The sequence below is a fragment of the Oscillatoria salina IIICB1 genome (assembly GCF_020144665.1).
GTDB lineage: Bacteria > Cyanobacteriota > Cyanobacteriia > Cyanobacteriales > SIO1D9 > IIICB1.
Genome location: NZ_JAAHBQ010000106.1, coordinates 1 through 12,051, shown reverse-complemented (window position 1 = coordinate 12,051; position 12,051 = coordinate 1). Strand labels below are relative to the sequence as shown.

Sequence of the window (12,051 nt, the reverse complement as noted above, 5' to 3'; positions counted from 1 at the left end):
CGTTCCCTCCTTAATTGCACTGGTTCGATATGCTGTAATCAAAAAACCGTCTCCATTTAGCCGTTTTGCGACTGCACAAACCCAACGTTTCTCACCATCTGAAAGATAGAATAACTTCCCAGTAACTTGTCGTTGTGCGGACGCTAAATCCCAAGGGAGTTTCAACGACAAACAAAATTCTGGCTTCGGTATCCCCCTCATTATTCACTGAATCATTTCCTCCAAAGCATCCAATTGCTGCTGGATTTCCCTTGACAACTTCTTTAACAGCGATTTTTCGAGAGGTCAATGGACGTTATCATAGCTTAACTTCTTTTTCTGAGGCAAAGTGATTAACCTGACTGGTTCGTGATGAGCGAGATCCTCAAGATCCTTTTCATGGTATTGTGCGATCGCGAATTCCTCTTCATCTTCCCCGATCTCTAATCCCCACCTTTGGATAAAATCAAAGTTTGAACGTTAGAGGCTAGCGCTATAGTGCAAATTATCAATAGGTTGTCTGTTTTCTGGAAGCGAAATCGAACTTTAACTAAATTTTTTACGCTGTTTTTCCTCTGTTTTACGCTAGTAGTAGGTTGTAACCCCAATAATCAGCCATCAACAACGGTTGATAGTGCTAATTCTACTGCGGGAAATCCGAGAGTTACTTTCGGGACAACGTTGAAACCGCGTACAATCGATCCTGCGGATAGTTATGAGTTAGCGGGACTGAATATTATCTACAATCTCGGCGATACTCTCTATACTTATGAGTTGGGAGAGACTGAGTTAAAGCCTAGTTTAGCGACGGAAATGCCGGAAGTCAGCGAAGATGGTTTAACTTATAAAATACCGCTACGCACTGGTGTTACTTTCCACGATGGTACTCCTTTCAACGCCGAAGCGATGGCATTTTCGCTGCAACGCTTTATCGAAAATGGCGGTAAACCATCTTTCCTCTTAGCGGATACTGTAGAATCAGTTGAAGCGACGGGAGAAAACGAACTGACAATTAAGCTGAAAAAGCCTTTTGCTGCTTTTCCCTCTTTGTTAGCTTTTCCTGGGACAAGTGCAATTTCACCAGAAGCTTATCAAATTGGTGCAGGAGAGTTTAATCCGAATACTTTTGTTGGTACTGGTCCTTATAAATTAGCCGACTATAGCAGTGATTCGATTCGTTTGGATGTTTTTGCTGATTATTGGGGCGAAAAACCAGTTAATGAAGGCGTTGATCTGCAAATTTATGCCGGAAATTCGGCTAATTTGTTCAATGGTTTTCGTACTGGGGCGGTAGATGTAGCTTATCAATCTTTTGACCCAGAACAAATTAAAAGCTTGTTAGAAGGTGCAGAAAACGACCAATGGCAAGCGATCGAAGCACCGGGAACTGCGGTAAGCTATATGGTGTTAAATTTGAATCAAGAACCTTTAGACCAGCCAGAAGTGCGTCAGGCGATCGCGGCAACTATGGATCGCGCTTTAATTAATGAACGAGTATTACAAGGACAAGCAGAACCTCTTTATAGCATGGTTCCTACTTCTTTTGAAGCTTATCAACCGACTTTTCAAACTGAGTATGGTGATGCGAATGTGGAAAAAGCCAAGGAGTTATTAACCGAGGCTGGTTATTCTCCTGATAATCCCATTACTATCGAAGTTTGGCATCCTTCTGGCTCAAAAATTCGCTCTTTGGTAGCGACAACTTTAAAAGCTTATGGGGAGCAAAAATTGGAGGGAATTATTCAATTTGTGCCGAAAAGCGTCGAGTCTGCTACTGCTTTTAGTAATCTCCCTAAAGGTATCTATCCGACATTTTTAGTTGATTGGTATCCAGATTTCTTAGATCCAGATAACTATATTCAACCATTTCTCGATTGTGCTGAAGGTTCAGCCGAGTCAGGTTGTCAGTCAGGAGGTTCTCAAACCCAAGGCTCGTTTTACTATAGTGAGAGGATCAATGAGTTAATCGATAAACAGCGATCGGAACGAGATCCGGAAGTCCGAAAAGCAATCTTTGCTGATATTCAAGAAACTCTGGCTGAAGATGTTCCTTATATACCTTTATGGCAAAACAAGGAATATGCTTTTGCTCAAAATGGTGTTGATGGTGTCACGATCAACCCTAGTCAGAATTTCCCTTTCTGGACGATTGAGAAGTAGTTTTTTGGGGATTGGGGACTGGTGATTGGGGACTGGGGACTGGGGACTGGGTTCAGTGAACAGTGAACAGTGAACAGTGAACAGTTAACAGTTATCAGTTAATCCTCCACCTCTCCCAAGTCTCCCAAGTCTCCCAAGTCTCCCAAGTCTCCCAAGTCTTCCCCCTCTCCCTAATCCCTAATCCCCAATACCTAATCGCGATCTACCTCGCGACGGGCTTTGAAAAGTTCTAGGCTGAGAATACAGGTAACTAACCAAACGATACCAGCCGCGTAACCAGCGATCACATCAGTGGGCCAATGAACGCCTAAATAGAGGCGAGTGAAACCGATACTCAGGATTAAAAATACCGCAGTAACTACGATCGCTACTCGCCATTTGGGGAAATTAATGGCTAAGAGATAGGCGATCGCGCCGTAAATTACCATTGAGATCATCGCATGACCGCTAGGAAAGCTATAAAAGTTAACATCGACGATCCTGTCCCAAAGTTGCGGGCGATCGCGGGCGAATAAGTCTTTAAGTAAAAGATTTAAACCCGCAGCGCCAAAAGCGGCGATCGCGAGGGTGGTGGCTTCGGATCGCTTGCGGTTGAATAACAGCCCAATACCTAAAACCGTACAAACTATTAATAAAAATGTCGGTTGACCAAGATAAGTTAAACCGACTACGATTCGATCTGCTAGGGGATTATGCCATTGGGCGATCGCCAGGAGAATTTGCTTGTCGAAGAAGTAACTTTCTCGTTCTAATATTTCTTCGGCGATCTCGGCAAAACTCCAAAGGGCAAAACCTGCGAGGATTAACCCGCCGACGCGAATGGTTAACAGTAGCGGCAGTAGGTGTTCTCGTACCCATTTGGGTAAACTAAAAATAAATTTTTTGAGGTTCTCGCGCACAATCTGATTGAAGTTGAAGTTTACGGTAAGCTGAACCAAGCTTGAGTCACAATATCACTTAACCAGCGTCTTTGCTCTCCGTCTAGAAGGGGATCTTCGGTTAGCACTTCGGCGGTTAAGTCTTCTAAGGATTGTCCTTTATTGCGGGCAATTTGAATCACGCCTGCGATCGCGGCGGCGATGAGTTCTTCGTCTACGGGGTTGTCTGTTAAGGCGATTATTTCTTCAGAGTTACTTGGGATGGGATAATTCATGGCTGATTCACAATTTCACCGAACTAATTTACACCAATGAGCAAAATGTAAAGTTTCTTAAAATGTTTTTAATCATCGTACTCGGAAGTTTAACGTACTTTCACCCCAATTGACTCCTTCTTTCTCAGTAATCGAGTAGTAAATTAGAACACTAAGATGAAAGCAATCCTGTACATAGAAGTCCCGACTCCGGATACTAAAGTGGTCCGTACCTGGTTACAAGAACAATGGCATCCCGAACAAGGGCAAAAAATTTTGACGCCTGATGGTATTCGACTGCAATTTCCTCGGAAGACTTCAAACCAGTCGCAAGCTATTCCCGATCCTCAATTGTCGATTTTTGTTTGGGCTGTTCAACGTACTACCTATCTGAAAGTTTTTCGCTGGGGAGAAAAACCTGTTCCTGGCGAAACAAGAATCGGGAAAAATTTGACTGCGGCGATTAGAAGTCGGTTCCCGCAACAATATCCTCAATTGCCAGAAATCGATTTATCTAACCAATCTATTTTTGCGGCGTTGGCTCCTTATTACCCCAAAACAGTGCATTTTTTCCAAAAGATGCCGAAAGGAGAATATGACCTTAATCGGGTCTATTGGTGGGAGAAGCGCTGGCGGGAAAGCGTTTGCCATCCTCAGCAGCCGAAACAGGTAATATTTAGTAGTCCTCAAGCTGACACTTTTGTCAAGGCAAAAAGTCAAGTTCCTAGTTACGATTTGATTTACATTGGTGGTGCTTTGGGTGTAATCCACGCAGCAGTAATGGCGCAGCGAGGTTATCGGGTGTTGGTTGTGGAACGATTGCCTTTTGCTCGCATGAATCGTGAGTGGAATATTTCGCGGGCTGAGTTTCAAAGTTTGATCGATCTAGGTTTGTTTACCGAGCGTGAGTTTGAAAGTTCGATCGCCTGCGAGTACAAAGATGGCTTTAGCAAATTTTTCGATCGTAATAATCCACCTCATTTGCAAGCGGCGGTGCTACATACGCCGACGGTGCTGAATATAGCAATTGATGCTGAAAAATTGCTGAAAGCTTGTGGAGAAAAATTAAGGGCAGCAGGTGGCGAAATTTGGGACGAAACGGAATTTATTCGTGCCGAAATTGATGAGGAGCAAGTTACAGTTGAGTTGGTAGATTTGCCCAGTGGTGAGTCGAAGAAGGCGATCGCCAAATTACTAATGGATGCAATGGGTACTGCTTCGCCGATCGCTTGGCAATTAAATGGTTCTCATGCTTTTGATAGTGTTTGTCCGACTGTGGGGGCGGTGATTGCTGATGGCTTTGAACCTCAAGTTTGGGATGCTAATTATGGCGATGTTCTTCATTCTCACGGCGATATTTCTCGCGGTAGACAATTGATTTGGGAACTCTTTCCCGGTGCCGATGGAGAACTAACCATTTATCTGTTTCACTACCATCAGGTACATCCGGATAACCCTGGCTCTTTATTAGAAATGTATGAAGATTTCTTTACAATCTTGCCAGAGTACCGTCGTTGCGACTTGGAAAAATTAGTCTGGAAAAAGCCGACTTTTGGCTATATTCCCGGTCATTTCAGCGTTAATAGCCGATCGCGTACTGTTGCTTTCGATCGACTTTTGGCGATCGGGGATGCGGCTTCTCTACAATCTCCTCTGGTATTTACTGGCTTTGGTTCCTTAATTCGCAATCTCGAACGCTTGACAAATTTACTAGATACTGCTATAAAGCATGATTTGCTCAAAGCAGAACATCTCAACCAAATTCGGGCTTACCAAAGCAATATTGCTGTCACCTGGCTATTTTCTAAAGGAATGATGGTTCCCACAGGCTACACTTTGCCACCACAACGGATTAATTCCATGCTGAACACCTTTTTTGGTTTACTGGCGGAAGAACCACCAGAAGTGGCAAATACGTTTATTAAAGATAAAACTGACTGGCTGACATTTAACCGACTCGCTTTAAAAGCGGCGAGGAAAAATCCGACGTTACTGTGGTGGATTTGGGAAATGGCAGGTACAAATGATTTCTTACGTTGGCTGGGTTCCTATCTGAGTTTTACCTTCGATTCCTTAATTAGTTGGTTGCTGATGGGTTGGTTTCCCGGTTTGCTGCGTCAGTTTCAACCGCAGTTAGAAAAACACTATCCTGGTCTTTGGCTGCGGTTACTCAGTTTCAGTTATGCTTTAACTGCTGGTATCGGTCGTCCGCCATCCCCTGGTTTCACGGGCGAGGAAAAATTTAGCGCGGTGGAGGAGTTGGCAGGTAAAAACAGGCGTACGTGCGAGGCGCGTCGGCGCAGCCATCGCTGATTCGTTAAATCCCACAGCAGAGCTTTTTTGTCAAGAGCGACGACGGGGAAAACTTGGTAAATCGATCGCTGCGAGAGATTGGCGTTTTTTCCCTGGTCGTAGGGGATAAACTACGGGCGAGGGCCAATTAGGCTTTTGCCCTAGTTTTTCGTCTTTTGAAGCAGAATTCGGGTTTTGAGATTCGTTTTCCTTTGTTTCTGGTTCTTCATCGTCGATTTCAGCAGTTAAATCATCAAACCAATCAGAGAAATCATTTTGCTCGTCGGTACGTGCGTTCACGAAGTGTCTCCCTAAGGATAAGCGCGTCGGTGCAGCGATCGTGTTACTGGTTTCGTCTTCTGCTAGATCGGTTTTATTCGCCCAGTTCGGTGTTTCTGCTGGGGGTACTGATAAATCCTCCAATTGTGCTGACCAAGGTTGAATTGGTTGGGCTTTGGTAAAGGATGCTACATTGCGAGGAGAAGTTTCATTAGCTTGGTTTTCTGCGCCAGAATCAGTGTTATTTGACTCTGGAGTAACTTCTAAACACTTGTCTAAAGCGGCTTTGTATTGTAAAGTTTGGCGTTGCTGTCGCTGAAGACGAGCTATTAATTCGTCACACTGTTCTTCAGTTTGGGATAATTGACGTGCTTGGTCGTCATAAGCTTGTTTGAGTAGCGAGTATTCGGCTTCGAGTTGAGCGATGCGATCGCTGGAAGTTTCTAGTTGTTCGGAGAGGGTTTCAATTAAGATTTGCTGACGTTGGGAGACTTGATGGGCTGATTCGAGTTCGCGGAAAAAGCGGGCTAATTGTTCTTGCGCGGTTTGATATTCTTCTGCTTGTTTAGCGATCGCTTTATCTGCGCTTTGGTTACGCATCGTCAGAGATTGTACTTCTTCGTGAGATGCGGCTAAATTTTGCTCTAATTCAGAGACTTTTTTCAGTAGTTCTCGGTTACGCTGTCGTAATTTTCTCGCGACAGCAAACCAGTCTGCATCTCTATTGTTACTAGACTCGGCGATCAGACTATCTACTTTCAGAGGAAATTTGTCCGAGGGCGATCGCGGGGTACTCTCTTCAAGAGTTATTTCTTCCTCAGTTGTAGATTCAGGATCACTTACTTTGACAATTTCTGATGAAGATTCGTCTTCAACTTGGATCGTCTGAGTAGTTGGAGACTCAGCGTCATCGCTTTCTGGTAGGCGATCTGTTTCTAACTCTAAGGGTAGATCGTTACGGGTTTCAGTGTCAGTCATAGCTTTTTTCTCGTCTAGAGGTTGAGACAGCCCCTCGCTGAGGAGGGCTTTCATTAATAAATTGCTATCTTATGCAAACAAGTTTAGTCTACCGTTATTAACAGTGAACAGTGAGCACGTAGTCGCATGAAATAGTTATCAGTTTACCCAATCCCCAATCACCAACCCCTAGTCCCCAAGAAAAGCTTCAATTAAAACTTCCCGATGGATTTCAGCGCGATCGCGTATTGATTGAATTGTCTCGCTGCTGAGTGGTTCTCCGTTAACGTATTCTTCTAACCAGGCTTTGCTAATTTCGTTGGGGTTGTCTGGTAATTGCTCTAATTCGTATCCGGGTATACTTATTTCTGCCATCAGTTGACTTACTTTCGGGTCGTAACTTAAGGCGAAACAGCGACATTCGGCTGCGGCTGCCATGATTAAGCTGTGGTAGCGCATTCCAATTGTCATTTCGACTCCCCGAAATAGTCCTTTTAATTCTCTGGGGTCTTCTAGGGAGATGATTTGATGAGATCCTGGTAGTTGGGCGGCGATTTTCTCAGCTATTTTTAAGTCTTTTGTTGCTTGAAATGGTACGAGTAAAATACAGGCTTGAGTCGCTCTTTGTAGCTCGATTAAGGCTTGGGTAAGATGGTTGAGGCGGTGGGGGGTTAGGCTGGGATGTTCGCGCAGGTTGACGGCGATTCTGGGGGCAGGTAGGTCCCATAATCCTTTGACTGGTTTGGTTTGTAATGCCCATACTGGATCTGGGGCAATTAGACAGGGAATTTGCCATTGATGAAGTATTTGGGCGGAAAGGCGATCGCGGACGCTGATGGCGGTACAATTTTCTAAGGCTCGTTTGGCGATCGCGCGAGTAAATTGATGTTGTAGCGGACCGATTCCTTGCGCCCAGGCGATCGTTTTTAAGCCCATTTGTTGGGCTAATCCCATTAAGCCGCCATAATAGATGGGACTTGCCCAACTGGTGATGTCTTGCATTAAACTTCCTCCACCCCAAATAAAATATTCTGAGGCACGCATTGCCCTGGTTACTGTAAAGGCTGAAATGCGATCGCAACTTTCTACTTGGTAACGTTTTTTTGTCTCTTGGGGATTCCCTGATAGTACCAATGGTTGCACTGATTCTGGCAACATTTGCAATAATGTCACTAATAATGCTTCGTCGCCGCCATTGCCTTTGCCATAGTATCCGCAAATAACCGCCCTTGTTTTACCCATATCCTTTGACGAGTTTGCTGTTTTGCTATCAGTTTAGGATACTGGAGGCAATTATTTCTTTTTGTGTCTCTTTTCTACTACTATGGTTTCCTTATTTTTTTTAGATAGTTCTTCCTTATCGATTTTACTATATCACGATTATTTAATTCATGCAAGCAAATAGGCAACTTTTTGCGGCACACTTAATAATTCTTTAGTTCGTGTTGACAAAAAACTACTATCTTTCTATCTATTTTCGGTAATCGTTTTGCAGCGATGTTTAATTTCCGTGATTTAAGGAAAGGGGGATTTTCGCAGATAGTTCTTCCTTATCGATTTCATCTTAGCACGAAAAAAATCACAGCACAAGAGAAATTAACTTTTTTTTGCCTAACGTTCGAGAAACCTAATGAGGATGAATGAGGAGAAAACTTAGAGATCAATGTGACTTACTCAACTTAGCTTGTAGCCATAATCATCTCATGGAAGAGGGGAATGGAAAATTTGCAGATAGTTCTTCCTTATCGATTTCATCTTAGCACGAAAAAAATCACAGCACAAGAGAAATTAACTTTTTTTTTGCCTAACGTTCGAGAAACCTAATAAGGATGAATGAGGAGAAAACTTAGAGATCAATGTGACTTACTCAACTTAGCTTGTAGCCATAATCATCTAACTCAGGAGAGGAAAGAGAAAAGCAGGTTAAAATTCTCTAACTGAGTAAAGGTCGGGGAGATTTTTGCAGATAGTTCTTCCTTATCGATTTCATCTTAGCACGAAAAAAATCACAGCACAAGAGAAACCTCTAATTTATCCCTACAAATCAAACCTTCGTTGAATCCTTCTTAGTTTAACTTGAGGTGAAATTCGACTTGGATATTCGAGATAACTTACTTCCGGTACTTCACAATCAAACCTCACCCATAAATCTTGCAAAAAATCACTTACTCTTGACTCAATATCAGCCCGTAACTCGTTTGGTACTTTTAAACAAATTTCGATTAACTTGGGACTCTTTTGCACCACCAAATATTCTGCAATCTCATCAGCAGCAATTATAATCTTCCTCCGAATAAAATCAGGAAAAATCGGAACCAGTTTAGCTTCACTCTTACTAGGTAAATAAAAAAGATCGTCCAAACGTCCTTCAATACGTTCAATTGCTGTCATTACCGAACCGCAAGCACAAAGATTTTTAGCTTCAGTTAAAATATCATCAAGGCGATATCTAACTATTGGTTGAGTAGTACGGCGAAAATCAGTAATAATCGGGATAAACGTCCTCATTTTGCGGTCTAAATACTCTTTTTGTATCGCCACCATATCTTCATTTAGATGCAAAATTCCGTATTCACAAGTACAACCTAAAAATCCCTCAGTACATTGATACACTTGATGCACAATTTGTCCAAAAATATTACTAATATACTTTTGATCGAGAGGTTCCAACACCTCCGCGACAGAAATAATCTTTTGAGGTGTTGTACTGAGTAGACCTTCATTCTGAGCATTTGCTAATAAACGTAACATTGAAGTTGGTGCAATCAAAATTGTTGGTTGATATTCCTGCAATCTAGAGATATGCTCATCTAAAGATTGAGATAAATCAAAATACTCAAATTGCAAGCGTTGCTTTTTCACAGTTTCATATAGTTTACTATTTGCTCTCAAGAAAAACGCAATACGCTGACGAGTTAACAAAGAAGCTGGAAGTGCTTTAGCTAAAATTGTCCCAGCCCAAACAGCTTGTTCTTTTTTGCTTACCAAAAACAAACCGCGATTACCACTTGTTCCCGAAGAAAGTCCCACAGTTATCCCATCTATTGTCGAAGCAAAATTGCGTGTTGTTTCCGCTTCCAAAGCAACAGCAAATGCTTCTTCTTTAGCGATACCTACAGTATTCAAGCGAGCGAAATTGCTCATCATCGCCATTTTATCAATAATGGGAAAATTTTGCCAGTCGGTAATATCTAAATCTGTATATAGTTCTCGATAAAAATTTGATTTTGGCAAGATATTTTTCAAGAAACTTTGTACTTGGTGATTTTGCCATGTTAGCAGTTGTTCGCGACTGTCAAACCGCCGCAAATACTTAGTTTTGAGATAATTGAAAAGGATAGTGAAACTCGTATTCATGCAGAAACTTTGGTATTTAACATCTTCCATGTCTCCTGACAATGAGTAGGAACAATTTTAATCGACGGATTCAACTGATGTAGACGATGAATTTTTTGTAAAGTATTGGCATAAGCGCGGCGATCGCTAAAAATTAGATTAGCGAGAGGATGGGGTGTAACCAACTCTTGATAAGCGCGACGCAACCAACAAGCATCAGCAACCAGAAAAGAAGTTTGCTCATCTGCATCAGTCAGAAAAATCCCCAATTGTCCCATCACGTGACCGGGTAACTCCACTGCTAAAATACTACCATCACCGAACAAATCAAAGCCAGTCTCAAAAGGAGCATAAGCGGTAGGTAACGATACAAGTTCGCAATTATAATTCAGATGTAAATCATCTTGATTAGCTGACAAAAAATCTGTCCTTTCCTCAAAATCCTCTGGTAACAAACCACTCAAATAACCAGCCTTGACTGCACCCAAACCGCGCAACATTTTCACAGCTTCATAAGCAGAATGAAAACAGATAAACTTAGCATCAGGAAAATCGCGCAAACCACCGACATGATCTGCATGAAAATGAGAGATAATAATATACTGAATAGCCTCTGCTGGAATCCCGTATTTTCGCAGTTGAGAAACAGCACTATCTGTGGGTTGAAAATAAACAGGTGTAGTTAAAGCATAGAAACGAAAAGGAAAAGAACGAGTTTCGTCAAAGAAGCGACTTGAATAACCCGTATCAAATAAAATAGCACCCATTCGAGGATGCTGAATCAGTGCAAAAAGTGAAGGAAAAACTTTATTTTTCCAACGTCCACCTTTGATAACAATTGCTTCTGGGTGAGTACAGTAACCTGCTTGAAAAAAAGTAACTTTCTGCTTCATATTTTTGTTCGTAGTCGGCGCTTTAGCGCCGCAGTCAATTCGGACTAAACTCCTCACTACTAACGAGGAATTATTCAATCAGTATAGAGTATATGAGTGTTAAATAGTTGTATGAAAACTGACAAATCTGTTCAATTTTTCCAGGATAGTTCGTAGTCGGCGCTTTAGCGCCGCAGTCAAGTCAAGAAAAAGAGGACTAAAGTCTGAGCTACTAACTAAGAATCATCCCAACCGCGACCATATTCTAACACAGGATATCTAGACCATAAATCACGCAACCATTCTCTTCCATAATTATCTAAGTACCAGCGAACACTACTTTCAATCCAATCATAAGGAGACTTAGCCCAACCATGTTTAACTGGATTGTAGTGAATATAATTCAGCGTCGTATAGTAGTGTCTTTCACTACGAATTGCTCTATCAGTATAACGATACCAAACTTTCCTACCTTTGATGCTTTCCTCAAGGTTCCACTGTCGAGATGTTGAACCATGAATTAAACGAAATATCTTGCTTAGTATTTCAAATTCCGTAAGATAAACAAGAAGATGATAATGGTTCGGTAAAATAACCCAAGCACGTATTTCTATACCATTATTTGTAAATATTTCAAAAATCAAATCTAGTAATTGCTGGCGACGAATTTGTGAATTTACATGACATTTATGTTCGTAACAGGTTGCAGTAAGAAGGTAAACATTTTGATTTTTTAGTGGATGTGGTGGTGAGTGTAAGGGATAGCCACGTATCGTACGTTCTATAATTAATTCTGTTTGTTGTTTGGGAGTTAATCGGCGATATTCATACATTATTTGTTCGTTCGTAGTTGGCGCTTTAGCGCCGCAGTTAAGTAAAGAAGAAGACTAAACCTGAATTACTTTTTAGTTTAGTTTGTTGCAGGTCGGACTAAAGTCTGAGCTACTAACGAGGAATTATTCAATTAGTATAGAGTATATGAGTGTTAAATAGTTGTATGAAAACTGACAAATCTGTTCGATTTTTCCAGGATAGTTCGTAGTC

The 12,051-nt window shown here is 41.9% G+C and carries 9 protein-coding genes and 1 pseudogene; 2 read left to right on the top strand and 8 right to left on the bottom strand.

Going from position 1 to position 12,051, the window contains the following annotated elements:
* A pseudogene (locus tag G3T18_RS22480) lies at window positions 1–201 on the bottom strand (hypothetical protein); the annotation flags it as partial.
* A 276-nt stretch (window positions 202–477) separates the two neighbouring features.
* Between G3T18_RS22480 and G3T18_RS22475 the strand changes: the two are divergent.
* Window positions 478–2,139: an ABC transporter substrate-binding protein gene (locus G3T18_RS22475; RefSeq protein WP_224412835.1), complete on the top strand. Its 1,662-nt coding sequence runs from the start codon at window positions 478–480 to the stop codon at window positions 2,137–2,139.
* Between the two features lie 191 nt (window positions 2,140–2,330).
* Here G3T18_RS22475 and G3T18_RS22470 read toward each other — a convergent pair whose 3' ends face one another.
* Window positions 2,331–3,038 carry a phosphatase PAP2 family protein gene (locus G3T18_RS22470; protein ID WP_224412834.1) on the bottom strand — a complete coding sequence of 236 codons (708 nt, stop codon included), beginning with the start codon at window positions 3,036–3,038 and terminating at the stop codon, window positions 2,331–2,333.
* 20 nt (window positions 3,039–3,058) lie between these two features.
* The gene (locus G3T18_RS22465) at window positions 3,059–3,292 is read right to left on the bottom strand and encodes an OsmC family protein (protein ID WP_224412833.1); all 234 of its coding nucleotides are present in this window, start codon (window positions 3,290–3,292) and stop codon (window positions 3,059–3,061) included.
* A gap of 156 nt (window positions 3,293–3,448) precedes the next feature.
* Here G3T18_RS22465 and G3T18_RS22460 point away from each other — a divergent pair, with 156 nt between their 5' ends.
* Window positions 3,449–5,584 carry an NAD(P)/FAD-dependent oxidoreductase gene (locus G3T18_RS22460; RefSeq protein WP_224412832.1) on the top strand — a complete coding sequence of 712 codons (2,136 nt, stop codon included), beginning with the start codon at window positions 3,449–3,451 and terminating at the stop codon, window positions 5,582–5,584.
* A 30-nt stretch (window positions 5,585–5,614) separates the two neighbouring features.
* Here the strand turns inward: G3T18_RS22460 and G3T18_RS22455 are convergent, their stop codons facing one another.
* The 5 genes from G3T18_RS22455 to G3T18_RS22435 form a co-directional block, all read right to left on the bottom strand.
* On the bottom strand, window positions 5,615–6,820 hold the full coding sequence (locus G3T18_RS22455; RefSeq protein ID WP_224412831.1) for a hypothetical protein: 1,206 nt from the start codon (window positions 6,818–6,820) through the stop codon (window positions 5,615–5,617).
* Window positions 6,821–6,988: 168 nt separating this feature from the next.
* Complete coding sequence (gene csaB, locus G3T18_RS22450; RefSeq protein WP_224412830.1) at window positions 6,989–8,041, bottom strand: polysaccharide pyruvyl transferase CsaB; 1,053 nt, start codon at window positions 8,039–8,041, stop codon at window positions 6,989–6,991.
* 795 nt (window positions 8,042–8,836) lie between these two features.
* Window positions 8,837–10,186, bottom strand: a complete 1,350-nt coding sequence (locus G3T18_RS22445; protein ID WP_224412829.1) for a F390 synthetase-related protein — start codon at window positions 10,184–10,186, stop codon at window positions 8,837–8,839.
* A complete protein-coding gene (locus tag G3T18_RS22440) occupies window positions 10,153–11,028 on the bottom strand; it encodes an MBL fold metallo-hydrolase (RefSeq protein WP_224412828.1) in 876 nt (291 codons plus the stop codon). The genes G3T18_RS22445 and G3T18_RS22440 overlap by 34 nt, the downstream gene beginning before the upstream one ends.
* A gap of 215 nt (window positions 11,029–11,243) precedes the next feature.
* Entirely contained in the window at window positions 11,244–11,840 is a 597-nt protein-coding gene (locus G3T18_RS22435; protein ID WP_224412827.1) for an REP-associated tyrosine transposase, read from the bottom strand.
* Window positions 11,841–12,051 lie beyond the last annotated feature (211 nt).

Excerpts from the sequence above, each read along its gene's own strand:
- G3T18_RS22440 (WP_224412828.1), bottom strand. The coding sequence starts at position 11,028 with ATGAAGCAGAAAGTTACTTTTTTTCAAGCAGGTTACTGTACTCACCCA.
- csaB (WP_224412830.1), bottom strand. The coding sequence starts at position 8,041 with ATGGGTAAAACAAGGGCGGTTATTTGCGGATACTATGGCAAAGGCAAT.
- G3T18_RS22460 (WP_224412832.1), top strand. The coding sequence starts at position 3,449 with ATGAAAGCAATCCTGTACATAGAAGTCCCGACTCCGGATACTAAAGTG.
- G3T18_RS22455 (WP_224412831.1), bottom strand. The coding sequence starts at position 6,820 with ATGACTGACACTGAAACCCGTAACGATCTACCCTTAGAGTTAGAAACA.
- G3T18_RS22445 (WP_224412829.1), bottom strand. The coding sequence starts at position 10,186 with ATGGAAGATGTTAAATACCAAAGTTTCTGCATGAATACGAGTTTCACT.
- G3T18_RS22465 (WP_224412833.1), bottom strand. The coding sequence starts at position 3,292 with ATGAATTATCCCATCCCAAGTAACTCTGAAGAAATAATCGCCTTAACA.
- G3T18_RS22435 (WP_224412827.1), bottom strand. The coding sequence starts at position 11,840 with ATGTATGAATATCGCCGATTAACTCCCAAACAACAAACAGAATTAATT.